24 protein-coding genes are annotated in these 25671 nt (G+C 31.9%); 16 read left to right on the forward strand and 8 right to left on the reverse strand.

Annotation, left to right across the window (positions count from 1 at the left end; translation table 11 throughout):
* Positions 1-395 precede the first annotated feature (395 nt).
* From N5D90_RS14405 to N5D90_RS14435, 7 genes are all read left to right on the forward strand, one after another.
* A complete protein-coding gene (locus N5D90_RS14405) occupies positions 396-938 on the forward strand; it encodes a hypothetical protein (RefSeq protein WP_038335656.1) in 543 nt (180 codons plus the stop codon).
* Between the two features lie 121 nt (positions 939-1059).
* The gene (locus N5D90_RS14410; protein ID WP_019975371.1) at positions 1060-1404 is read left to right on the forward strand and encodes a hypothetical protein; all 345 of its coding nucleotides are present in this window, start codon (positions 1060-1062) and stop codon (positions 1402-1404) included.
* Between the two features lie 8 nt (positions 1405-1412).
* Positions 1413-1703 carry a cell division protein ZapA gene (locus tag N5D90_RS14415; protein ID WP_038335658.1) on the forward strand — a complete coding sequence of 97 codons (291 nt, stop codon included), beginning with the start codon at positions 1413-1415 and terminating at the stop codon, positions 1701-1703.
* Between the two features lie 263 nt (positions 1704-1966).
* Positions 1967-3529 carry a ribonuclease Y gene (rny, locus tag N5D90_RS14420; protein WP_407932367.1) on the forward strand — a complete coding sequence of 521 codons (1563 nt, stop codon included), beginning with the start codon at positions 1967-1969 and terminating at the stop codon, positions 3527-3529.
* 384 nt (positions 3530-3913) lie between these two features.
* The gene (locus tag N5D90_RS14425) at positions 3914-4873 is read left to right on the forward strand and encodes a ribonucleotide-diphosphate reductase subunit beta (protein WP_280062989.1); all 960 of its coding nucleotides are present in this window, start codon (positions 3914-3916) and stop codon (positions 4871-4873) included.
* 78 nt (positions 4874-4951) lie between these two features.
* Positions 4952-6652: a ribonucleoside-diphosphate reductase subunit alpha gene (locus tag N5D90_RS14430; protein WP_115001235.1), complete on the forward strand. Its 1701-nt coding sequence runs from the start codon at positions 4952-4954 to the stop codon at positions 6650-6652.
* Between the two features lie 62 nt (positions 6653-6714).
* Complete coding sequence (locus tag N5D90_RS14435; RefSeq protein ID WP_280062991.1) at positions 6715-7437, forward strand: hypothetical protein; 723 nt, start codon at positions 6715-6717, stop codon at positions 7435-7437.
* Between the two features lie 123 nt (positions 7438-7560).
* Here N5D90_RS14435 and N5D90_RS14440 read toward each other — a convergent pair whose 3' ends face one another.
* Entirely contained in the window at positions 7561-8226 is a 666-nt protein-coding gene (locus N5D90_RS14440; RefSeq protein WP_280049763.1) for a DUF2490 domain-containing protein, read from the reverse strand.
* A gap of 165 nt (positions 8227-8391) precedes the next feature.
* On the opposite strand from N5D90_RS14440, the gene N5D90_RS14445 reads away from it, so the two are divergent.
* A complete protein-coding gene (locus N5D90_RS14445; RefSeq protein ID WP_280062993.1) occupies positions 8392-9036 on the forward strand; it encodes an MgtC/SapB family protein in 645 nt (214 codons plus the stop codon).
* A gap of 5 nt (positions 9037-9041) precedes the next feature.
* On the forward strand, positions 9042-9332 hold the full coding sequence (locus tag N5D90_RS14450) for a hypothetical protein (RefSeq protein ID WP_280062994.1): 291 nt from the start codon (positions 9042-9044) through the stop codon (positions 9330-9332).
* 135 nt (positions 9333-9467) lie between these two features.
* Here N5D90_RS14450 and N5D90_RS14455 read toward each other — a convergent pair whose 3' ends face one another.
* Both N5D90_RS14455 and N5D90_RS14460 read right to left on the reverse strand, forming a co-directional pair.
* On the reverse strand, positions 9468-10049 hold the full coding sequence (locus N5D90_RS14455) for a tRNA-(ms[2]io[6]A)-hydroxylase (RefSeq protein WP_115001228.1): 582 nt from the start codon (positions 10047-10049) through the stop codon (positions 9468-9470).
* A 70-nt stretch (positions 10050-10119) separates the two neighbouring features.
* A complete protein-coding gene (locus N5D90_RS14460) occupies positions 10120-10521 on the reverse strand; it encodes a hypothetical protein (RefSeq protein ID WP_180906228.1) in 402 nt (133 codons plus the stop codon).
* Positions 10522-10619: 98 nt separating this feature from the next.
* Here N5D90_RS14460 and N5D90_RS14465 point away from each other — a divergent pair, with 98 nt between their 5' ends.
* Positions 10620-11861: a glycosyltransferase gene (locus N5D90_RS14465; protein WP_280062996.1), complete on the forward strand. Its 1242-nt coding sequence runs from the start codon at positions 10620-10622 to the stop codon at positions 11859-11861.
* A 16-nt stretch (positions 11862-11877) separates the two neighbouring features.
* Here the strand turns inward: N5D90_RS14465 and N5D90_RS14470 are convergent, their stop codons facing one another.
* The 4 genes from N5D90_RS14470 to N5D90_RS14485 form a co-directional block, all read right to left on the reverse strand.
* Entirely contained in the window at positions 11878-12390 is a 513-nt protein-coding gene (locus N5D90_RS14470) for a hypothetical protein (protein ID WP_038335672.1), read from the reverse strand.
* Positions 12391-12468: 78 nt separating this feature from the next.
* Positions 12469-13908 (reverse strand): rhodanese-like domain-containing protein, encoded by a 1440-nt coding sequence (locus N5D90_RS14475; protein ID WP_038335674.1) that lies wholly within the window; start codon positions 13906-13908, stop codon positions 12469-12471.
* A gap of 137 nt (positions 13909-14045) precedes the next feature.
* Positions 14046-14633 (reverse strand): methyltransferase domain-containing protein, encoded by a 588-nt coding sequence (locus N5D90_RS14480; RefSeq protein WP_038335675.1) that lies wholly within the window; start codon positions 14631-14633, stop codon positions 14046-14048.
* 8 nt (positions 14634-14641) lie between these two features.
* A complete protein-coding gene (locus tag N5D90_RS14485; protein WP_038335677.1) occupies positions 14642-15445 on the reverse strand; it encodes a sulfite exporter TauE/SafE family protein in 804 nt (267 codons plus the stop codon).
* A gap of 221 nt (positions 15446-15666) precedes the next feature.
* Between N5D90_RS14485 and N5D90_RS14490 the strand changes: the two genes are divergently transcribed.
* Positions 15667-16989 (forward strand): pitrilysin family protein, encoded by a 1323-nt coding sequence (locus N5D90_RS14490; RefSeq protein WP_038335678.1) that lies wholly within the window; start codon positions 15667-15669, stop codon positions 16987-16989.
* A 14-nt stretch (positions 16990-17003) separates the two neighbouring features.
* Positions 17004-19046, forward strand: coding sequence for a pitrilysin family protein (locus N5D90_RS14495; protein ID WP_280062999.1), 2043 nt, complete (start codon positions 17004-17006; stop codon positions 19044-19046).
* A 229-nt stretch (positions 19047-19275) separates the two neighbouring features.
* Here N5D90_RS14495 and ccsA read toward each other — a convergent pair whose 3' ends face one another.
* Positions 19276-22566: a cytochrome c biogenesis protein gene (ccsA, locus tag N5D90_RS14500; protein ID WP_280063000.1), complete on the reverse strand. Its 3291-nt coding sequence runs from the start codon at positions 22564-22566 to the stop codon at positions 19276-19278.
* 270 nt (positions 22567-22836) lie between these two features.
* Here ccsA and N5D90_RS14505 point away from each other — a divergent pair, with 270 nt between their 5' ends.
* From N5D90_RS14505 to N5D90_RS14520, 4 genes are all read left to right on the forward strand, one after another.
* Positions 22837-23265, forward strand: coding sequence for a CC0125/CC1285 family lipoprotein (locus tag N5D90_RS14505; RefSeq protein ID WP_038335681.1), 429 nt, complete (start codon positions 22837-22839; stop codon positions 23263-23265).
* A 95-nt stretch (positions 23266-23360) separates the two neighbouring features.
* Positions 23361-24617: a Y-family DNA polymerase gene (locus N5D90_RS14510; RefSeq protein WP_280063003.1), complete on the forward strand. Its 1257-nt coding sequence runs from the start codon at positions 23361-23363 to the stop codon at positions 24615-24617.
* Positions 24618-24629: 12 nt separating this feature from the next.
* Positions 24630-25088, forward strand: a complete 459-nt coding sequence (locus N5D90_RS14515) for a LexA family transcriptional regulator (protein ID WP_280063004.1) — start codon at positions 24630-24632, stop codon at positions 25086-25088.
* Between the two features lie 56 nt (positions 25089-25144).
* Positions 25145-25639: a hypothetical protein gene (locus N5D90_RS14520; protein ID WP_280063005.1), complete on the forward strand. Its 495-nt coding sequence runs from the start codon at positions 25145-25147 to the stop codon at positions 25637-25639.
* Positions 25640-25671: the final 32 nt, after the last annotated feature.

Raw genomic sequence — 25671 nt, forward strand, 5'->3', positions numbered from 1 at the left:
AGTGTTGGAGATAGAGTAACCATACTTACAGAAATAAAAAATGCCTACGATTTTTATCATAGGTAATTAGGTTATGTCATCCTGGAATCAGGCGAATGTTTGAATGAATTGTTGCTTCAAAATGGATATGCCAAAGCATCAAGAGACTATTATTGTTCCAAATTAGCCGAATATCAGTTGATGAACCGTACTGCTCAGCTAAATAAAATCGTTATATATGCTCGAATTTCGCATTTTTAAGCCCAGATCAAATGTTAAAATTTCGTTTTTTATGGCTTAAAATCTATGCTCAACAAAGACTTAAAACATACTTTTCCAATTGTTGTACTTATGTTGTACCAAATGTTATAATATGAGTAACTAACCCACTAAAATCAACACTTTGCAAAGAAACTTTGGATATAGTTGAATTATCTGAAGAAAGCGTTAAGAAAATAGATAAAATTCAACGTTCTTATTTGATTGAATTAAAAGTTCCGTCAAATAAATTGCGTGAGCATGTCAAATTTGCAGTAGAAAAAGGAATTATTATCGATCATATTTTGATTAATAATGAAGAAATGACCTTTGAGAAATATGAAAATGAGTTGAAAAATGAAAACAATAAAGCAGTTAAAATTTCGCAACAAATCGAAAATAAAGTGAATAAAGCGTTGATAAATGATGCGACTTCTTATGCGACTATTGCGTATCAATTATCAGAAGAACCACGAGTTGTAACGAATATTTTACCACAAACTGATCTGAAAGCTTATAGAGAAATCAACTTAGGATATGAGTTAAAACAAAGTTGGAAAGAAGGAATGTATTATTTCAAATCAATTTTGATTGTTTTCTGTCAATTTCTGCCAACTATTCTTTCGGTATTGTTTTTGTTTTTTAGTATCAAGTACGTTGTGAAAGTAGTGAAGAATAGAGAAACGAAACAAAAAATATAAGTAAATCTCTATTTGTCAAATGAATAAGAAAAAACTGATAATATTTAGGTTTTTGTATTGATTAGAAGTAAAAAAATACTATTTTTGCAATAGAAGCTAGAATAATTGAAATTCTCAGGAGATGGAAAAAATGGTAAAATTTAACGAACTTGAAAACAAAGTTTTAAGTGTTTTAGGCCAACTTGGGAATTATAAAGATATATTGAAGGGCGCTGAAAACTCGATACAAGAATTGGAAAAATTGCAAAATGAAATCAATTCTCTAAAAGAAGAAAATGCCCGATTGAAAAATAAATTGAGAGATTCGCAAGCGAATAACTTAAATTTAAATGAGGAGGTAAAACGATTAAAAGTCGTTAATGCAATGAGCGGAAATCAGGAGTACAAACAAATGATGAAGCAAAGAATGAACAAATTAATAAAAGAAGTCGATACGTGCATCGCTCAAATTAAAACTAATAATTAATAAAAAGAATGTCAACTCAACGAATTGAGATAAAAATTGCTTCACGTCATTACCCAATGACGATTAATTCTGACGAGGAAGAAATGTTACTTTCTTGTGCAGAAGAAATAAATGGTATTTTGAAACAATTTGAACAAAAGTACGCTGTTTCTGACAAACAAGACGCACTTGCAATGGTGACAATTCAGTTAGCTTTACGCGAAGCAAAGCTGAAAAAGCAAGTGAAAGATAACGAAGAAATGACTACAGAGCGCATTTCGAAGTTATTAGAATTGATTGATCAGTCAATCGCAAAATAAGAGAAGTTCTGACAGTTGTGAAACTGTCCACTAAACAATATTCCTACATTAGTTCTAGCTATTTTGGTTAACTCAACACTAGTTTTGTTACCGAGTGAACATCGTTCGGAAAGCGGGCCGCAACCTTTTAGGTTCATTTATTTGACAGCGGATACTTGACTGACGGACTAACTCAAATCCTGTTTACAGGAGTTAACTCAAAACATACTTTACTAATGTAGGTTTTTTTATATATAAACATTACATAATCTATGGACCCAATTATGACAATAATTATTGCAATTGTTACATTAATCATAGGTGCAGCGGTGGGATATTTCTTATCAAAAAAATCAGTTGATAAACAGAATCAAGAACTGATTGACGAAGCAACTCGCAAAGCACAAAATTTGATTAATGATGCTGAGAAAGATGGTGAAGCCATTAAAAAAGAGAAAATTTTTCAAGCCAAAGAGAAATTTTTAGAATTAAAATCTAAACACGAAGAAGTTGTTAATCAACGTGAAAGAAAAGTAGCTGATGCTGAGCTTAAAGTAAAAGAACGTGAAGAGAGAATCAAAACGGACTTAGCAGAAATTCAGAAACAAAAAGATCAGATTAAATCTGAGAAAGGAAATATACAAGCACGTACAGAAAAGCTTAATATTAAGCAAAAAGAAGTGGATACGATGCACAAAAAACAAGTAGAAATCCTTGAAAAAATTTCGAATTATTCTGCTGATGAAGCACGTGCCGAATTGATTGAAGTCTTAAAAGACGAAGCAAGAACGAAAGCACAAGCTCATATCCAAGAAATTATGGAAGAGGCGGAATTAGATGCGAAAAATGAAGCGCGTAAAATTGTGATTTCTTCTATTCAACGTATTGGTACAGAGCAAGCTATTGAGAATGCAGTTTCTGTATTTAACATTGAGTCTGACGAAATCAAAGGACGTATCATTGGTCGTGAAGGACGTAACATTCGTGCAATTGAGGCTGCGACTGGAGTTGAGGTGATCGTTGATGATACGCCAGAAGCGATTATCCTTTCTTGTTTCGATCCTGTTCGTCGTGAAATTGCTCGTTTGTCTTTACATCGCTTAGTAACAGACGGACGTATTCACCCGGCACGTATTGAGGAAGTTGTGGCTAAAACAACAAAACAAATCGAAGACGAAATCATCGAAGTTGGTAAGAAAACAATTTTAGATTTAGGAATCCACGGTTTACACAAAGATTTGGTTCGTATCGTTGGACGTATGAAATACCGTTCTTCTTACGGTCAAAACTTGTTACAACACTCTCGCGAGGTGGCAAACTTAGCAGGAACGTTGGCTGCGGAATTAGGATTGAATCCTAAGTTAGCGAAACGTGCAGGTTTATTACACGATATTGGTAAAGTGCCGGAGCAGGAATCTGAATTGCCTCACGCAATTTTGGGTATGCAATGGGCGGAGAAATATGGAGAACATCCAGATGTAGTTAATGCAATTGGAGCTCACCACGACGAAATTGAGATGACTTCTTTAATTTCACCACTTGTACAAGTTGCCGATGCCATTTCTGGTGCTCGTCCAGGTGCTCGTCGTCAAGTTGTGGAATCGTATATGCAACGTTTAAAAGATTTAGAAGCTACGGCTCTTAACTTTGATGGTGTAGAAAAAGCATATGCAATCCAAGCTGGTCGTGAGTTGCGTGTGATTGTAGAAAGTGATAAAGTTGATGATACAAAAGCAGCTGAATTATCGTTCTTAATTTCAGATAAAATTCAAAACGAAATGACTTATCCAGGTCAAGTTCGTGTAACTGTAATTCGTGAAACGCGTGCAGTGAATATTGCGAGATAAAATTTAGAATTTAATCATATTCTTTAGGCAAGTCTACAACAAGGCTTGCCTATTTTTTTTGTGTTAAATTATAGAAAATTAATCCAAGTTATAGTTGTTATTTTGATAAAAATTATTAAATTATAACGAATAAAAATTTAAAAATAATTAATTAATAATCAAATAATTAACAACTTGTTGATAACCTTTTTAATTTTTAAGATTACAAAATTTTTAATTGTAAAATCTTATCTTAATTTTGAAAGAATCGATGAGTAATTGAAACGAAAATGTAACCCTATTGAGGTTCAAATTTCTAAATAAAATAAAAGAACCAACTTTAATTTATTTGGAAGAAAAAATCGTTTTTACCAAAGTTTATTAATCTAAAAAGTCCAAAAAACTATGTCTATTTTTGATAAAAGGGTAAATTATAAACCATTTGAATATCCTGAAATTTTAACCTTTACAGAAGCAATCCAAAAAGCATATTGGGTACATGGAGAAGTAGATTTTACTTCGGATATCCAAGATTATCATGCAAATTTAGATGATGCGAAACGCGAAATTCACAAACGTTCTATTTTATCAATTGCGCAAGTTGAGGTAACGGTAAAAGGATTTTGGGGAGATTTATATCACTATTTTCCAAAACCAGAATTGAATGGATTAGGTGCTACTTTTGCAGAATGTGAGTTTAGACACAGTGAAGCGTATTCGCGTATTTTGGAGGTAAATGGATATTTGGATGAATTTAATGTAGCCTTACAAAATCCAATTTTCAAAAGCTATAATACATTTGTTGGCGAAATTATGCGCGACGAGAGCAAATCAATTGTAGAGAAATTATTGTTCTTTGCATTGGTTATTGAAGATAGTTCGTTGTTCTCGAAATTTGCAAATATTTTGGCATTTACACGTTTTGATGGTTTAATGAAAAATACTGCAAATATCATTGCTTGGACATCTACAGATGAGCAAATTCACGCAAATGCTGGGATTTATTTGATTAATAAAATTCGTGAAGAAGGTTTATTACCAGAGGAATTAGATCAAAATTGGGTAGAAACTGCTGTTCGTGGTTATATTGACCAAGAAAAAATGATGTTAGATTGGATTTTCGAGAAAGGAGAATTTGGTTATTACTCAAAAGCAGATTTATTAAATTATATGAAATACCGTATTGATGAAGCAATTGCTAAAATTGGATACAAAAAAATATTTCATATTTCTCAAGAACAATATAAGCCGATGGCTTGGTTTGAGGAAGAAGTTTTTGCAAGTAGCTTAGATGATTTCTTCGCAAAAAGACCAGTAGATTATACTAAACACGACAAAAGTATTTCGGCCGACGATTTATTTTAAAACGCCGAAACTTTTTATCAAAAACACAACTATAAATAAAATTATTTAACAATATCACATCATATAAATTCTAAAGCTATGGACAATCCAATACCACACGACGACATTCAAAATATATTTTTTGACGGTGAAGCACCAAAATTATGGTGGAAAAACTCTGAATCTGAACAAATTTTGAATAGAGGTTATTTATTGAAAGGGGAAACAGTTGAAGGAGCTATAGATCGTATCACGGCTGCGGCTGCAAAACGTTTATACAAACCAGAATTGCAAGAATCTTTCAAAGAAATGATAGAAAGAGGTTGGATGAGTTTATCATCTCCAATTTGGGCAAATATGGGAACAGAGCGTGGTTTACCAATTTCTTGTTTCAATGTTCATATTCCAGATAGTATTGAAGGAATTACGCATAAATTAGGAGAAGTTATTATGCAAACTAAAATCGGTGGTGGTACTTCTGGTTATTTTGGTGAATTGCGTGAGCGTGGAGCGGCGATTACAGATAACGGAAAAAGTAGTGGTGCTGTTTCGTTTATGGAATTGTTCAATTCTGCGATGAATGTGGTTTCTCAAGGTTCTACACGTCGTGGAGCTTTTGCGGCTTATTTGGATATTGATCATGATGATATCGAAGAATTCTTGAAAATCAAATCGATAGGAAGTTCAATTCAGAATTTATTTTATGGTGTTTGTGTACCAGATTATTGGATGCAAGAAATGATTGATGGAGATGCGGATAAACGTCAAATTTGGGCGAAAGTTTTAGAGTCTCGTCAAGAAAAAGGATTACCATATTTATTCTTTACAGATAACGTAAATAAAAATAAACCACAGGTTTACAAAGATTTAGGAATGTCAATTAATGCTTCTAATCTTTGTTCAGAAATTATGTTGCCTTCATCTGCTGATGAATCATTTATTTGTTGTTTATCTTCTATGAACTTAGAGTTATACGATGAATGGAAAGATACTGAGGCAGTACGTTTAGCAATTTTCTTTTTAGATGCAGTTTTACAAGAATTCATCGAAAAAACAGAAGGAAATCATTATTTAGCATCAGCTAATCGTTTTGCAAAACGTCACCGTGCTTTAGGTTTAGGTGTATTAGGGTGGCACTCTTATTTACAACGCAACATGATACCTTTCGAAGGAATGGAAGCGAAATTACGTACAACAGAAATTTTCAAGCATATTCAATCTAAAGCAGATAAAGCTTCGGAAGAATTAGCTCGTATTTATGGTGAACCAGAAGTTTTAAAAGGTTACGGACGTCGTAATACAACAACTTGTGCAATTGCACCAACTACGTCTTCTTCTGCGATTTTAGGACAAACTTCTCCAGGAATTGAACCGTTTGCTTCAAATTATTACAAAGCAGGTTTATCGAAAGGAAACTTTATGCGTAAGAATAAATATTTGACTAAATTATTACAAGAAAAAGGAATCGATAACGAAGATATTTGGCGCGAAATCATGTTGAACGGTGGCTCTGTGCAACATTTAGAACAATTGACAAAAGAGGAAAAAGATGTGTTCAAAACATTCAAAGAAATTTCTCAATTAGAAATTGTTCAACAAGCAGCGATTCGTCAAAAATATGTAGATCAATCGCAATCATTAAACCTAAATATTCCACCAGATTTACCTGTGAAGGAAGTAAACCGTTTGATGATCGAAGCTTGGCAATTAGGTGTAAAAACATTGTACTATCAGCGCTCACAATCAGTTTCTAAGGAATTAGTTGCAAACTTAGTTTCTTGTTCTTCTTGTGAAGCTTAATAGGAAATGATATATTTTATTACAAATAGAAAATCCGCTCATTGAGCGGATTTTTAGATTTTATGAATTTTTTAGATTTAGTTATTATTGAACAAAAATTTACTGATTTAAAGTCGTTGAAAAGAACGGCTTTATTAATTAATATTATTGGATGCATTTTCGGTTTGAGTACATTAGTTTTTCAGTTTTTTAATGAAATTTTAATTTATTTATCTTTTGTTTATCCTATTTTTTGCATCATTTTAGTTAGATATTATCGAGGTTTGATCTCAATTGAGCCTGAAATTAGACCAAATCTTCCAACAATTTCTATAGGTTTTATGTTATCTTGTTTTGGATTAATCATTAGAACCGCTATGGATTACAATGTCTTAGATTATAAAAATGTATGGGTTCCTTCGAGTGTTATAGCGTTATTAATCTTAATAATCTATTATTTTAATCAATTTAAAATATTGATTTACAACAAGAAAAATTTTGTTTATAATGTTTTTATCATAATATTAATTGAAGTATTTTCTATTTATTCTGTTATATTCATTAATTGTAAGTATGATCAATCTACTCCTCAAATTTATGAAACTCAGATTTTGAAAAAAATTAAGAAAAATAGTAAAGGAGGTAGTAGTTATTATTTAATAATTGAAGATTGGAACAATACATTTATAGAAAAAGAGATAAAAGTAGATTATAAAAAGTATTACTCAAGTTTTGAAGGAGAAAAGCTTAAAGTAGCAGAAAGACGAGGAAGATTTGATATACCTTGGTCTTATTTTATAGAGTAATTAGTAAGCTATTTTAATAAAGTTATTGATTTATCAATAAAAATAGTGCATTTTACTTTTGTTTTTCCATTTAGCTTAACTTTCATATAATCAAGTGTAAATTATTCTAACCAAGATAAGACTCTATTTTATCAGATTATTAACTGTTAATCCAATCATCAAATGATCAGTATGAGATGCTTTAAGACTTTGTAACATGTAACCAGCTTCTAAACTAAAAGTAGGCGAAATAACGTAACCAAAGCTTAAACCAAGTCGATTTCTATCAAACGTTTTATCTTTTACAGCTTGTAGAAAAATCTCATCATACGCTTTCAAATACCACGTGTTTTCGATTAATTTGGCATTATTTAGAGGAATAGTTGCAGTCAATTGATAACGAAATCTAAATTGTGTATCATTTTCTAAAAAGCGTTCTTCGACACGAAAGCGATGGGCAAAATTAAAACGTTGTAAAGTATGTTTTGTATTGAATTGTTGATACAAACGATGCTCGTGACTATGTGCATAATCATCGGTAGAAGTAGGTGTTCTGTTCTGAATGTAGGCGTAACCAGCTAACACTGTATTGTTATTTTCGGTTAAGTTGTAACCAATTCCTCCACGAATCAAAAGTTGTTGTAACTGATCTAAATCTTCGTACGAACGATATTGTATATCCGACTGAAAATTAAAATCTTTATTGATTTTTTGATTGATATTTAAGGCATTCCAAGTCCTGAAATTACTTTCTTGCGCTTGTACCCCGAAGCTAGCTAAAACAATAAAACTGGCTAATATTTTCTTCATTCATTCAATTTTAACGAAAATATAAAAAGCTTTGAAAATGATTCGTGTCATTTATCATTTTCTCAATGATTAAGTTTTTTTTCGCTTTTATTTAAACAATTATCTTGAAATTGGAGAGTGAAAAATTCATCAAAGTTGTATATTTAAGTTGTAATTTCTGTGATTATGGAAGAATTTTTAGCAAAATCGATTCAAAATGATTTGATTTTAATTTGTATATCGATTATAATTGGCGTTTTGATCGGTACGGAAAGAGAATATCGCAACAAATCTGCCGGATTAAGAACATTCATTTTAGTTAGTTTTGGATCTTGTTTGTTCACAATTCTTTCGATCCGAATTGGAGTAGAAAATCCAGATCGATTGGCAGCAAATATCATCACGGGAATTGGATTTTTAGGAGCTGGAGTAATTTTTAAGGACGATAATAAAGTTGCAGGAATTACGACCGCAACTACTATTTGGGCGACCGCGTCGTTGGGAATGTGTATTGGAGCGGGTTATGTTTATTTAGGTTTATTGGGAAGTGTTATCGTTTTGATTATTTTGGTTGGTCTAACCTATCTTCAAAATTATATTGATGATTACCATAAAATTAAAAACTATACAATTCTCACAAAGTCGAAAGAGGAATATGAATATAGCCAAACATTGTTTAAAAAATTTGATTTAAAATTTTCAGTTGCTAAACAACATGCTACAGATGGAAATGTTTCTACAACTTGGTTGGTTAGAGGTAAAAGTAAACAGCATAAAATGTTGATGAAACAATTATTAGATGATAAAATTATAAAAACCTTTCAATTTTAATTAGAATGAAAAACCTAACAGAAGACAAAAATATCTGGTTAGATGAACCAGAAGATCACGATTTTCCTGCTGCGCAAGATTATTTGGAATTAATTTTTAAACCTGAAATAGCTGTTTCGCTTGCAAATAAATTATCGGAAGCCGAAACAATCATCAAGAAATCCAAAGACATTTTCAGAGCGAGTAAATTGAGTTTGCTTCCTTTGGAAAATAGACATGTTCAAGAGAATTTCAAAAAAATAAAAGCAAATAAAAAGCTTTCTCCAATTTTATTGGTGCGATCTGAAACGAATTAATCATTGCAGATGGTTATCACCGCTTGTGTTGCAGTTATTATTTGACGGAAGATTTAGACGTTCCTTGTCGATTGATTTATGTTGAATAAAAAAGTGAAATCAAACCTTGATTTCACTTTTTCTATAATCTAAATTCTATCCGTGTATCGCTTCTTTATTTCCGTAAGATTGAATCAAATTTCCTTCAAAATCCAACCATTCTTTCCAACGTTTGTCCACATCAACATCAGTGGAAAGTTTTCGAGCAAAATTTAAAAAAGTTGTGTAATGATTTGCTTCCGAAACCATCAAATCATAGTAGAATTTTGCTAATTCTTCGTCATTAATATTTTGCGATAATGTTCTGAAACGTTCACAACTTCTAGCTTCAATCATCGCTGCGAATAACAAACGATCTACGAAAGCCATATTACGAGAACCATCTTTTTTACAAAATTTCATCAACTGACCAACGTAATCATCTTTGCGCTCGCGACCTAATTTGTATCCACGACGCTCAATAATTTCTACGACCATTTTGAAATGTTGCATTTCTTCGATGGCAATATCTGACATTTCCTGAATAAATTCGTCATGTTCAGAATTATACGCAATCATTGTAATCGCATTTGTTGCCGCTTTTTGCTCACACCACGCATGATCTGTTAAAATTTCCTCTAAATTTCTTTCCGCAATATCAGCCCAACGTGGGTCTGTCAAAAGTTTTAATCCAAGCATTTTTCGAAAAATATTAAGTCCAAATTTACGAAATTATATTGTTTAAAGATTGAATGTGAAAAATCGTCTATTAAATGATTTTCTTTTCAATCATTTCTAACATCACATCCGATGCGTGTTTGAAAGTTGGTGCTTGTTCTGTTAAACTTGCTGCATTTTTTTTATTCACTTTAAAAATCAAATCTTTTTCAGTTGTAAATAATAAAGCGTTTGTAAATGGATTTTTGATGTAAGAACTCAAAATTAAAAAAGTCTGGTCAACACTATGAAATTGCTCAACTTCTTCGGTTTTATAACGAAAAGTGAAGGCAAAATTGTACTCATTATTTTCTAAAAGATGTAAACGAACAAAAATATTTTTAAGATCAGTATCTCCAATAGTTTTGGCCATTGTCAATTTTGCAAAAGTTCCTTCTTTGATACTTGATTTTACTTGCTCGAAAAATTCTTCAAAAACAGTTTGATAAGACATTTTATATAATTTTAGCTGCAAATTTACATTAAAATAAGCCAATTGGGTGCATTATATTTAATCTTCCGATTAACAAACAGAAAGCGTAATTTTGTTGAATGAAAAAACTATTAATCATTGGTCAAGTTTGGCCAGAACCAACTTCTTCTGCCGCAGGAACTCGAATGATTCAGTTAATTGATTGTTTCAAAAAAGCTGAGTTTGAGATAACTTTTGCGTGTGCTGCTTCAAAATCTGATTATAGTTTTGATTTGATTTCGAAAGGAGTAAAAGAAGTTGAAATTCAGTTAAATGATGAAAGTTTTGATGATCTTGTTAAAGAATTAAATCCTGAAATTGTTCTTTTTGATCGTTTTATGATTGAAGAACAATATGGTTGGCGCGTTTCGAAAGAATGTCCAAATGCATTGAAAATTTTGGATACAGAAGATTTACATTTTCTACGAAATGCGCGACAAGAAGCAACCAAAAAAGGAATAGAATTTACAGAAGATTTATTGTTTTCAGATTTGGCAAAACGAGAAATAGCTTCTATTTTACGTTGTGATTTATCGTTGATGATTTCGAAAAAGGAAATAGAAATTCTACAAAATCAATTTAAAATTGATAAAAAAATCTTGTATTATTTACCTTTTTTAGAAGATGAAATTACAAATAAAAAAATCAATTCTTGGAAAAATTTTGAAGAAAGAGAACATTTTATGTTTATCGGAAATTTTATTCACGAACCTAATTTTAATTGTGTTCAAACCTTAAAAAAAGAAATTTGGCCAATTTTGAGAAAGAAACTTCCGAAAGCTGAGTTGCATATTTATGGCGCTTATGCAACGCAAAAAGTTTTGCAATTGAATAATCCTTCCGAACGATTTTTTATCAAAAGTAGAGCCAAAAATGCGCAAGAAACGATGTCAAATTACAAAGTTTTGTTGGCGCCGATTAATTTTGGTGCAGGTGTAAAAGGAAAATTTGTTGATGCAATGCAAACCGGAACGCCTTCGGTTACGACAACGATTGGAGCAGAAGCAATGAAAGATCATTTCGATTGGAATGGCTTTGTAGAAGATGATTTCGAAGCGTTTGTAGAGAAAGCTATTTTGCTTTACAATAATGAGAATGAGTGGAAAATTGCTCAACAAAATGGAATCAAAATTCTGAATGAAAATTATAATAAAACTAAATTTGAAGTTGATTTTTTAGAGAAAATTAAATCGATTGAAGCAAATTTAATCCAACATCGAAATCAAAATTTTATTGGTCAAATTTTGCAACATCATCATCATCAAAGTACAAAATATATGTCGCTTTGGATTGAACAAAAAAACAAAAACCTTCCGAAATAGGAAGGTTTTTTTATGATTATTCTACTTTGAAGCTATTTGCAATTTTGACAAAATCGCTTTTCATTATTTCTTGATTTTCGAAACTACAATATTGTAAAATTTGATAGACAAATTCTTTCGTTTCGATTACAGTTTGTAGGAAATAAATATGCCCAGATTCTGGTTCATTTGTTTCAAATTCGGCATAGGCATAATTGAATCTTTTTTCGTAAGCAACATATGGTTTTTTGATGTATTTAAACCCTTTTTGTGTCGTGTATGGCTCGATAGAATTTAGCGTATAATCAATCATATCCAAATTAGAATCTGCCAATTTTAATTCATCTTTGTGCTCAAAAATCACAAAACCATACGAATTTGGCTTTGGAGCAAGACTTTCAAATTGTATAGTTGCATAATCATTTAACCCAACTGTACGCTGAAAATCTTTTGGAATAGTTAACGCAAACGATTCAGCTCCATGTATTTTCTGTTGAGCAAAAGCGGTAATACATGTAAAAAGAGTGGCGATGAATAACAATTTTTTCATTGGATGAATTTAGATGACGAATATAAAAAAAGCCTTGTTTATCACAAGGCTATAACGTTATTTTTTAAAATAAATTGTTTATTTCGTTGAACAAGAATTATTTCCTGATTGACAAGGCGAAGTTCCTTCTACAATTTTTACACCTTCAACTTCTTTTATTTTACCAAAACCTCCAGCAACGTCAATCAAATTTTCGTAACCACGAGCGCGTAAAATTGAAGTGAAAATCATCGAACGATATCCTCCTGCACAATGTACTAAATAGGTTTCCTCTGGATCGATTAATTTCATTGATTCGTTGATGAAATCTAATGGAGCTGTAATCGCACCTTCAACGTGAGAAGTTTCGTATTCACCTGGTTTACGAACGTCCAAAACTTTTAATTCAGTTTCGTCAACTAACTCTGCAAATTCTTCTGGAGAAACCGAAACAATTTCATCAAAATCTTTCTCTGCTTCAACCCAAGCTTGGAAACCATTGTTCAAAAATCCGATTACATTGTCGTATCCAACACGAGCCAAACGCGTTACCGTTTCCTCTTCTTGACCAACTTCTGCAATCAACAAAATAGGCTGTTTGATATCTGTAATTAATGTTCCAACCCAAGGTGCAAAATTTCCTTTAATTCCGATATTGATAGAATTTGGAATAAATCCTGCGGCAAAAGTTTGTGGATCGCGAACATCTAAAATTAAGGCATTTGTGTCTTCCGCAACTTGAATAAATTCGTCTGGAGATAAAGCTTTATTTGCACGTTCTTTTACAACATCCAAAGATTCGACACCCAATTTATTCATCATTACATTTTCTGGAAAATAGAATGGAGGAGGCATTAATCCTGACGTTAATTCAGTAATAAATTCCTCTTTTGTCATAGTAGGATTCAAAGCATAATTTACTTGTTTTTGATTTCCTAATGTGTCAAAAGTTTCTTTACTCATGTTTTTTCCACAAGCAGAACCCGCTCCATGTGCAGGATATACGATAATATCATCAGCCAAAGGCATTATTTTGTTTCGTAACGAATCAAATAAATAACCTGCTAATTTTTCTTGCGTTAAATCTGTATTTAATTTTTGAGCTAAATCTGGACGACCAACATCACCAATAAATAAAGTATCTCCTGTAAAAATTGCATAATCTTTACCGTTTTCATCTTTCAATAAATACGTTGTACTTTCCATCGTATGACCTGGCGTGTGCAAAGCTGTAATGGTGATATTTCCTAAAGAAAAAACTTCGCCATCTGTTGCGATATGTGCATCAAAATTTGGCTCTGCAGTTGGACCATAAATAATTGTAGCACCAGTTTTTTGAGCTAAATCTAGATGTCCAGAAACGAAATCTGCATGAAAATGCGTCTCGAAAATGTATTTGATTTTAGCATTGTCTTTTGTCGCTTGATCGATATAAGATTGTGTTTCTCTTAACGGATCAATAATTGCAACTTCACCATTGCTTTCTATATAATAAGCACCTTGCGCAAGACATCCGGTGTAAATTTGTTCAATTTTCATAAGAATGATTTAGTGTGTAAAAATACAAATATTTAAATTTAGAATTTTCCTCTGATGGATGAATTCTGATACTTTTCTTCTATTTAAACTCAAATAAGATTGATAGTTAGCCTAAAATTTATGAATGAAATCATAGGTTATTTGGCAATCTTTTTTAGATTAATAAATAATTCAGTTTTTGCTCTTGGCGGAATAGAATTGTAACAATTTTCCATGACTTTGAAATCAAAATAATCGTTGAAATACGTCTGATATTCAGTTTTATCACCTCCAAAAGGCGGCGTGTCATTTCCGAATTCTCTGTTGAATAATACACCAACTAATTTTCCGTTTTCGGCTAATAGTTCGTTCATTTTGATACTATAACTTTGACGTAATTTTGGATCTAATGCACAGAAAAAAGTTTGTTCTAAAATCAAATCAAATTCACCATCTAACTCAAAAAAGTCTTGATGAAGAACTTTGATATTGGGAATATGTTTAAATTTTTCTTTAATTTTTTCGACTACAATTTCCGAAATGTCAATCAATGTAATATTTGTAAAACCTTGTTCCAAAAGGTATTCTGCTTCGTAAGCATTTCCACAACCAGGAATCAAAATACGGATATTTTTATCTTCTAATTGATCGATATACCCTTTTAGCGGAGTAGAAGGAGCTTTTAAATCCCAACCAGTTTGATTTGTGGTGTATTTATCGTTCCAAAAATTTTCGTTCAGTTCCATACTTTAAATTATTGAATTATAAATTCTTCGATGAACATAAAAATTGCCATTAAAATAATAAAGATAGCAAATGTTCGCTTTAGAAATTGTACTGGTAAAAATTTGTTGATGTAGGTTCCGACAAGAATTCCAACCATAGAAATTCCAATGAAAACACTCAAGAAGCTCCAATCAATTTTGATGTGTAAAGCATCACCAATAAAAAATCCGATAAGTGAATTGATGGCAATAATTACCAATGAAGTTGCCGAAGCTCTTTTCATATCTAATTTTGCAACCATCATCAATGCCGGAACAATTAAAAAACCACCGCCAGCACCAACCATTCCTGTTAATCCTCCGATTAAAAATCCTTGAATTAATAAAACAGGATTTAGCTTATCATTTTTCTGATCAACTTCTACATCTTTTTTGCCTTTGAGCATTGACATAGCTGCGAAAACCATCAGAATAGCGAATAAACCAAACATTGCCATTCGGCGTGTGACGATAAAATCGCCTATAGCAAATAAATTACTTGGTAAAGCAGGAATTAAAAATGCACGAACCAGTGTAATTCCAACAACAGCTGGTAAACCAAATTGAAAAACGACTTTCCAATCAACCATTTTTTGCGAAGCTTGCTTTATTCCTCCAATCAATCCTGTGGATCCAACGATACATAATGAATAAGCAGTAGCAATTTTTTCGTCGAAATGAAAAATATACGCTAAAATAGGAACGGCTAAAATAGATCCACCACCACCAAGAACTCCCATAATTAGTCCGATGAAGAAGGCGCCTACAAAACCAAAAAACTCTATAAAATCCATTTTTTTTCTCTCGATTTTTACAAATCTATAGCAAATACAATAACAATTACTATAGGTATATTATGAAATATTGTTGTAAATTAATACAAATGCCTACTAAATCAATAGACGTGTATTATTTTACTTTTTTTAATTATTATGCAAATTTGGTGTAACATTTTCAAAAAAACTGCTACTAATGTTACATAAGCATAATAGATAAAAAACTTAAAAACTACTAAATGAAGAAAATTTTTATGTCTATCTTATTTGCAGGATCAGCGTTATTTGGTCAGCAAATAAAATTTGATGAGTATACTCTACCAAACGGATTGCATGTTATCCTTCATCAAGATAATTCTGCTCCAGTTATTACAACAGGTGTTATGTATCACGTAGGTTCGAAAGATGAGCAAGTTGGTAAAACAGGTTTTGCGCACTTTTTTGAGCATTTATTATTCGAAGGAACAGAGAATATTAAGAGAGGAGAATGGTTCAAAATTGTTTCTTCTCATGGAGGTTCTAACAATGCGAATACAACAACGGACAGAACATATTATTACGAAACTTTTCCATCAAATAATTTAGAATTAGGATTATGGATGGAATCTGATCGTTTGCGTCAGCCAATTATTAATCAAATTGGTGTCGATACACAAAAAGAAGTTGTAAAAGAAGAAAAACGTTCTCGTTTGGACAATCAACCTTATGGTAAATTTTCGTACGGAGAAGCAGTTAATCCTCATGTTTTCAAAAAACATCCTTACCGTTGGAGTGTAATTGGTTCTTTTGAGGATTTGAGTAATGCTAAATTAGACGATTTCAAACACTTTAGTCAAACTTTTTATGTACCAAATAATGCTGTATTAGTTGTTGCGGGTGATTTTAATAAAGACGAAGCAAAGAAATTAATTGAGAAATATTTTGGTGTAATTCCAAGAGGAAAAGATGTTGTGAAAACTGTTGTGAAGGAAGATCCAATTACATCAGAAATTCGTGCAACAGAATATGATGCAAATATTCAGATTCCTTTATTAGCGATTAATTATCGTACGCCAGACAACAAATCAAAAGATGCTTATGCATTAGAAATGTTATCAAACTATTTAACCGGTGGAAAATCATCAGTTTTATATAAAAAATATGTTGACGAGAAAAAAGAAGCATTACAAATTTTTGCTTTCAATCGTCAAATGGAAGATTACGGAATTTATTCAATCGGAATTTTACCTCAAGGAGAAGTTTCTTTGGATAAATTAGAAGGAGATTTACAACAAGATATAGAAAAAGTTCAAACAAATTTGATTTCTGAAGAGGATTACCAAAAAATCTTAAATGGAATTGAAAATAGTTTTGTGGCTTCAAAATCGGGTGTTCAAAACATTGCACATGCTTTAGCGGATGCTTATATGTTGGGCGGAGATACAAATAAAATCAACGAAGAATTGAAAATTTATCAATCTGTAACAAGAGAGGATATTCGTAATGTTGCTAAAAAGTATCTAAACAAAAACCAACGTGTAATTATTCATTATTTACCAGAATCTAAAAAAGCTGCAAAATAAAAAACAACCGAATTATGAAAACAAAAATATTATCTCTTGCAATCGCTTTTATGGCAGTTAGCTTAAATGCGCAAGTGGCGATTCCAATGCCAAAACCGGGTCCAGCACCAACGGTTAATTTAGGAAAATCGAACGAATTCAAATTAAAAAATGGTTTAACAGTTATAGTTGTTGAAAATCATAAATTACCACGAGTTTCTGCGACATTAACTATCGATAATCCACCATTTGCATTAGGTGCAAAAAAAGGAGCAGAGTCGTTGTTAAGCGAAATGTTGGGAACAGGAACAAAAACAAAATCGAAAGACGATTTCAATAAACGTATTGAGTTTTTAGGAGCTCGCGTTAATTTTTGGGAAGAAGGAGCTTCTGCAAGTTCTTTGACTAAATATTTCAACGAAATTTTTGGTTATATGGCAGATGGGGCTATGAATCCAAACTTTACTGAAAGTGAATTTACTGATGTTAAAAAACGTTACATCGAAGGTTTAAAAGCTGATGAAAAATCTGTAGAAGCAGCAGCATCTCGCGTTTCGAATATATTAGTTTATGGAAAAAATAATCCTTTCTCAGAATTTGATACACCAGCCCAAATTGAGAAAATTACATTGCAAGATGTGAAGGATTACTACAACACTTACTACAAACCGAATAATGCTTATTTGATTGTTGTTGGAGATATTTCGACAAAAGATGTAAAAGCATTGGCGGAGAAAAACTTTAATTCTTGGCAAACAGGAAAATTAAATATTCCAGCATTTCCAAAAGTAGAAGAAGTTACAAAAACGGAATTAAATGCGATTAATATGCCTAACGCAGTGCAATCTGTGGTTTCGGTTTCGTATCCAGTTCAGTTGACGAAGAAAGATCCAGATTATTATGCAGCGTTAATTGCGTCATCTATTTTAGGAGGAGATTTCAATTCAAAATTGAATATGAATCTTCGTGAAGCGCATGGTTGGACATATGGAGCACGTGGTGGAGTTTCTGATTCTCGTTACGTTGGGCGTTTCAATACAAATGCAACAGTTCGTAATGAAGTGACAGATTCTGCAATCGTTGAGACGATGAAAGAAATCAAAGAAATGACGTTAAACAAAATCGATCAACAAACGTTGAATGATGTAAAAGCGAAATTCTTAGGAAACTTTATTTTGACTTTAGAAAGTCCTTCTACCGTTGCTAATCAAGCTTTAACGAAAAAGACAAATCAATTATCAGATAGTTTTTATGCAGATTATATCAAAAATATTAATGCTGTAACAATTGATGATGTATTACGTGTTTCGAAAAAATATTTCCGTCCAGATCAAGCAAAAATCAATGTAACAGGGAAATTAGAGCAAATTGCTCCAGCTTTAGAAAAGCTAGGTTACCCAGTTAATTACTACGATTCTTTCGGAAATAAAATAGATAAACCAACTTCTGGTGCAAAAACTACAACTGTTTCAGTTGCTCAAATTACAGATAATTATTTAAAAGCAATTGGTGGTGCGGATAAAGTAAAAGCTGTAAAATCTATTGTTCAGAAAGGAAAAATAGAGACAATGGGACAGAGTGGAGATTATATTGTAAAAGCAACTTCAAATAAAATTGCAACTTCATTTACGATTATGGGAATGACGTTTAAACAAGTTTTTGATGGGCAAAATGGTTATATGTCTCAAGCAGGTCAAAAAATGGATTTACCAACTGAAATGATAACGCCTTTAAAGAAAACAAATCCATTATTCTTTCCTTTATCAGAAGGGTATAAAACGGCAAAAGTTGAAGGGGTTGTTAGCGAAGATGGAGTAGAGTATTATAAAGTTTCTGCACCGGAAATCTCTCGTACAGATTATTATGATGTGAAAACAGGTCTATTAAAAAAGACAGATGAAGTTCAGAAAACACCTCAAGGAGATGTAATTGTTAATACAAAAATAAAAAATTACAAAGCTTTTGATGGAATATTGTTTCCTTCAGAATCAATTACAGAAACAGGTCCGCAAGTGATCAAAATTGTTATCGATTCAGGAGAGATTAACAAAAATGTAACTGAAGCTGATTTTAAATAAAACAATTCTTTTAAATATTTTTCAAATTAAAAAGGTAATCCGAGTTTTTGGATTACCTTTTTTTAGTTTTATAAAATATAAGCTTCTTCTAAGAATCTATTTTGTATCATTAATAATATAGATTTCTCTAACGTCTAGGTTTTAAAAATTATATTTAATGATTATTAAAACCAAAATAAAAAAAGCTCACCTTTCGATGAGCTTTTAACATTTATAATATTCAAAGAAATTAATCTTTTGATTTTACATGGTAAACTTTGTTTTGTAAATACCAAGCCGCTAATGTTAAGGCTAACATTGCTACTGCTGTTGCAGGAACCCAGAATGGGATTGGAATTGGATCTCCGGCTGCGTAAGAGTGTAATCCAGATAAGTAATAGTTAACGCCAAAATACGTCATAATTACTGTCCAAACTGCCCACATTGCAGCAACGTTGAATGCAAATTTTCCTCTTAAACCTGGAACTAAACGCATGTGTAAAACAACTGCATAAACAATTACTGAAACGAATGCCCAAGTTTCTTTTGGATCCCAAGACCAGTAACGTCCCCAAGATTCGTTTGCCCACATACCGCCTAAGAATGTACCGACAGTAAGCAAATAAATACCGATTGTTAACGACATTTCTGAAACGTAAGTCATTTCTTTTAGAGAAATTTCAATCTTTTTATTTGGTTTAATCATCATGATAATTAATGAGAAAACCCCTAAAATAGCACTTAATCCAAAGAAACCATAAGATGAAACGATAATCGCAACGTGTACAATTAACCAATATGATTTTAGAACTGGTACTAATGGTGTAATTTGTGGATCTAACATAGAACCTCCATGCGCAAATCCCATCATAATTACAGCAACCATAGCTCCTGTTGTAGGAATAAATGCGTTTCGGTTTTTGTATAATAACAATCCAGCTAAAACACTAATCCATGAAATAAATACAATGGCTTCGTAACCGTTAGACCAAGGTGCGTGTCCCGTTAAATACCAACGAACACCAAGTCCTGCGGCTTGTATGATAAAGACAATAAATATTAATCCCAAACAAACATTGATAATTCGATGCAGTGCTTTGCTTTCTGAAAATAACTGAATGAATGATAAAATCATTAAAACTCCACCAACCATACAATAAGCAATCATCACCCAAAAGAAAACGTTGTATTTGTTGTATAAAACCTCAATCTCAACTTTTGTTGGAGAAGGCACAACATTTTTACCCCATTTTTGTTGGTATTTATCGATATAATCTACCGCATTATCTGCAGGCGTCCAATTACCATTTTCTAATCCTTTCGAAACCATGTTAAAATAAACACTAATCATTCCAAGTGCCATTGTATCGATTTCTACAGGATTTTCTTGTGTTTGATAAATCCAAGAAGTCCAACGCTCTGAAGGATCATTCTGAACTGGAATTATTTTTAATTGATAACCTTTTGCAGTTTGATCTAAAATATTGAAACGCTCTGTAACTTTAATTACTTCCTCATCAAATTTAGAACGCTCTGAAGGTTTTCTTGAGAATGCTTCGTTATAGGCTTTGTCTAATTTGAAACGAGTTGTTTTTGGATCAATCAAATTCATTAAAGATGTGTAACCATCTTCATTTGCGCTTGTAATTTTCTTTAAACGATCACCACCTTTATCACCAACTTCAATCATCGGAGCATTTACCCAATAAGCAGGATCTAATTGCAAAGAAATAAACCATTTATTGGCAGATAATCCGTGGAATTTATCTTTTTTGTAAACTTTTCTAAGGATTTCTAAAGCTTGCGTATTAACAGGTTTTATACGTCCTTCGATATCTTGTGTAAGTAAATGACCAAATTTATCAGCGTGTTCGTCCGGAATTTTTACATTCTTAGCTAATTCATCTCCATCAGCCATTTTTGTAGAAAAACTACCAATATGTTCTGATGAATGAACATTTCCTTTTTCCGAATCAGTCTGAATTTTTTGATGTCCATTTTTTCCTCCATCAGTAGTACTTGGATTTTGAGCAAATGCTAATCCAGAAAGTAAAAATAATGGAAGTAAAATATTTACTTTTTTGGTATGTAAACTTTTTAATAAAGAGTTTAATTGTGTAAAACGAGTTCCTTTCCAGAATAATGAAACAAACATTCCTCCAAATAATAAGAAGTATCCTAAATAGGTAATGTTAGTTCCCCACCAGTCTTGGTTAACTTGTAAAATAGTTCCGTCTTCTGTTGGGAAATAACTCGATTGGAAGAAACGGTAACCTTTATAATCCATTACATTGTTCATATAAATGTGATGTTTTGTTTCTTTTCCCTCGTCGATAACTGTAATGTTAGATTCGAAAGAAGAAGGGTTTGTAGAACCAGGATAACGGTCTAAAATAAAGTCATCTAAACGAATGCTAAATGGAACTTTTACTAATTTAGAACCGTAACCTAACGAAATATTCATTCCGTCAATTTGTACGTCAGCAGAATAATTTGTGACACCTTTTCCACCAACAATCGTCACTGTATCGCGTTTATCACCAACAATAACTTCGGCTCTAATTGCACCAGGTAGATTTTTTTCTTCTGCTTTAAATTTAGAACCTTGTCGATATAAAACTTCACCTTTGAAAGCCGGATTTGGAACTACAAATTGCGCTCCGTTAATTGTATACAACGAACGTAATTTTAATGGAGCGGGAACATTAAACTCAACTTTTCCAGCACCTTCTTGCAATTTCTGCATGTCTGTAATTTGTCCAACTTGTTGTCCAGCCATTTGCACATATTCTCCTTCGAAAGGCGATTTGATAACCAAATTTTCTCCTTCTCCAGTAATTTGTACAGCACCATCTTGCGGTCTATTGTACGAAACTAAAGTTCCATTAACACTTTTAATTTCACCATTTCTGATGAAAACAGAATTACGTCCAGTTTGTCCAACTGTCACGATTTCTAAAACATTAATTCCTTCTTTTTTTCTTACAACTGTATCTAAAGCGTGAGGTACGTAATCAAAAGTTTTTAATTTAATGACTTTATCTTTGAACTGATATTCACCTTCAAAGTGTCTATGGAACAAAGAACTTGTACTATCTTTTCTGTCAAAATACGTCATGTTGTATTGATGATTGTCGTACGCTAAACGTTGTGTACCATCATCAACCATCATTTTGAAATAAGATTTGTACGATGTAATTTCGTTACTTGTTCCTCCTTCTGGAATAGGCATTTCACCCTCGAAACTGATGTAACGAGTAATTCCTCCTCCAATAAAAATAAACAAAAATGCTAAGTGGAAAACCAATAAAGGCAATTTTTCCTTTGACCATAATCTGTATCGTTTGATATTCATTAAGAACAAAACGATCAACCAAATCATTAATACCTCAAACCACTTTGCCTCGTAAATAACAGCTTTTGCAGTAGCCGTATCGTAGTCATTTTCAATGAAAGTGGCATAACCCATGGCGATTGCGTAGATGAATAGCAAGACCGTCATGGTTCTGGTAGAAAATAGATATTTTTCTAATTTACTCATTACTTATAATTGATTTACAAAAATAGGTGAGTTTATCAGATAAAGCATTAAAACTTAAATGATTTTTATTAGAATCAATGAGTTAATAGAATGTTAAATATGTTGTACCGAAATTGATTTTAAATGTTTGAAAAATACACTGTTAATCAGGATTTTTTATAAAAAAGTATTTTCTTCAAAAATAATTTGTTAAGAAAATATTTAGAAATATCAAAAACATATCTTAAAAGGAACAACTTTTGTTAAAGCACAATAACCAATTATAATGATATGAAAAAATTAACTCAAATTTTATGTGCTGGAGCTTTCATTTTTGCTTTAGCAAGTTGTCATAACAGCAAGGCTGTTGCATACCAAAAAGATAATGGTACAGGCGGTTATACCGAAGAAAAGGTGAACAATGATACCTATATTGTTAGTTTTGATGGAAACGAATACAATAAAAAAGACAAAACGTTTGACTATGCTTTGTTGAGAGCAGCGGAAATAGGTCAGCGTAATAATTTTGATTATTTTGCAATTTTAAGTACAGTGAACGATAAAGTCTTGGAAAAAAGTAACAGCTACACAAAATTAGATAGTAATGATACGTGGCTGAAAGTACAATATTTCAAAAACAGTAAACCAATAAAATTTCAAACGGTTTATGAACCAGCTGTTGTAATAAAAGATTTGCATAAAAAATATAAAATTAAATAAGGATACAAACCACTCATTTGAGTGGTTTTTTGTTTTGGAATAAATTAACATTTTCGATGACACAATGTGGCGTTTTAACTTCTCAACTTTGTACTATGTTCGCATTGATAGATTGTAATAATTTTTACGCCAGTTGCCATCGTGTTTTTCAACCGAAGCTTCTTCATCAGCCAATTGTAGTATTGTCTAATAATGATGGTTGTGTAATTTCGCGTTCTGCTGAAGCGAAGTTAGCTGGAATTCCAATGGGTGCGCCTGCGCATCAATTTCAACGTGTTTTTGAACAGAAAAAAATCAAATTTTTTTCGTCAAATTATCAATTATATGCGGATATGAGCAATCGTGTAATGTCGATTTTATCGTTGTATTCGCCTGATCAAGAAATTTATTCGATAGACGAATGTTTCTTAAAATTGAATGGATTTGATCGTTTTGATTTGAAAAATTACGGATTAGAAATCAAATCTAAAATTTATCAGTTTACAAAATTGCCAGTTTGTGTCGGAATTGCACCAACTAAATCCTTGGCGAAATTAGCGAATCATATTGCGAAAAAATTTCCAGAAGTTCATCAAGGAGTTTATGTTATTCAGACGCAAGAACAAATCCATAAAGCGTTAAAATGGCTAAATATCGAAGATGTTTGGGGGATTGGTCGACGAATGTCACGACGTCTGAGAATGATCGGTGTCAATAAAGCGTTGGACTTTGTACAATTAAAAGATGATTTTCTTCGGAAAGAATTTTCGATAGTAGGTTTGCGTTTGAAAAAAGATTTGTTAGGTGAAGCGGTGTTAGATTTAGAAGCTATTTCGGCAAAGAAAAGTATAGCAACGACGCGTAGTTTCGAAGAATATACCAACGATTTTGAATATGTAAAAGAGCGTGTTGCTACTTTTGCGGTTTCGTGTGCAGAGAAGCTTCGGAAACAGAATTCGTCTTGCAATTTGGTTACAGTTTTTATTCAGACCAATAATTTTGATAGAAATAAACCGCAATATTACCGTACAATTTCGGTCCATTTACCTTACGAATCGAATTCAAGTATTACGTTGTCCAAATTTGCAATTAAAGCGTTTGAGCAAATTTATAAAGATGGTTATGAGTACAAAAAGGCTGGAGTAGTGGTGTCTGGAATTGTTTCGTCAGATCAAAAACAATTATCGCTTTTCGAGGAAGAAAATCAACATCATCCCGATTTGATGAAAGTCATCGATTTACTGAACAAAAAATTTGGTGCAGCAAAAATAAAATTAGCTTCGCAAGATTTGAATAAAACGTGGAAAATGCGTCAAAATAATTTATCACCTTGTTATACAACGAAGTGGAAAGATTTGTTGGTGGTGTATTAAACGATAGAAAAAATGAATGGAGAGATAAAAATGTTAGACAAAGAACTCAATCTTTTTGTGATAAATACAGATGGTGAGAAAAAATATATTCCGAATTTTGGTCATGTAAATGCTGGATTTCCTTCGCCTGCAGAAGATTTTGTAGATGACAAAATAAGTTTGGATGAACGTTATTTAACGCATCCCGAATCTACTTTTTTGATTGTCGTTGGTGGAGATTCGATGTATCCTGTTTATCAAAAAAATGATATTTTGGTGATTCGGACTGATCTTATTCCATTGCATCACGATGATATTATTGTTTCCGTTAATAATGAGGATTATACGTTGAAACGCTTTGATAAAATAAACAATAAATTAATTGCGATAAATCCAAATTACAAAGATTGTGTGCAAATACACGAAAATGATGAGGTGGTTATTTTAGGTGTTGTGGGTGTGTTGGTGAGAGAAAAAACGAATAGAATTTAAACCTTTGTTGTAACTTTTTTATAAAACATGCATCTTAATAGTAAAGATATGATGTTATGAGAAAATTTATTTTATTGTGTTTTGCAGTGATGTTGGTACAATCTTGTGTGACAATTGATGTGAATAAAGATCCTTATTATCAGAAATATAATAATCAGAGTTATGAAAAATCTTCAATTTCTGGGTTAAGTATTTCGAATATGAGAATGAATAAAAACTCTAGAATTGCTACAAAAAAACAATATGTAGGCAGAAATGAATTGAAAATTAAAATAGAGAATTCTTCGGGAGGTTTTTATTATGTGATAACAGTTAAAGAGCCGATGAAAGTTCGTTTTGAATTGGGTGTTAAAAATAGTAGTAGCGCGATAGAAGCTTCAATTGTTGATAAGGATAAAAAAGAATTTTTTAGCTTAAAATCAAATGGGAATCGTCATAATAATAGAATAGAAATTATAGATTTTGATAAAGCCGGAGATTATTATTTGAAGTTTAATTCTGAAGAAAATTATAGAGGAAAAATTAATATTTTACTGAATAGAATTGAGTAAGATTTATAAAAAAAAAAGAAGCGCTAAAAATT

This window comes from Empedobacter sp. GD03797 (assembly GCF_029842105.1).
GTDB classification, from domain to species: Bacteria; Bacteroidota; Bacteroidia; order Flavobacteriales; family Weeksellaceae; genus Empedobacter; species Empedobacter falsenii_C.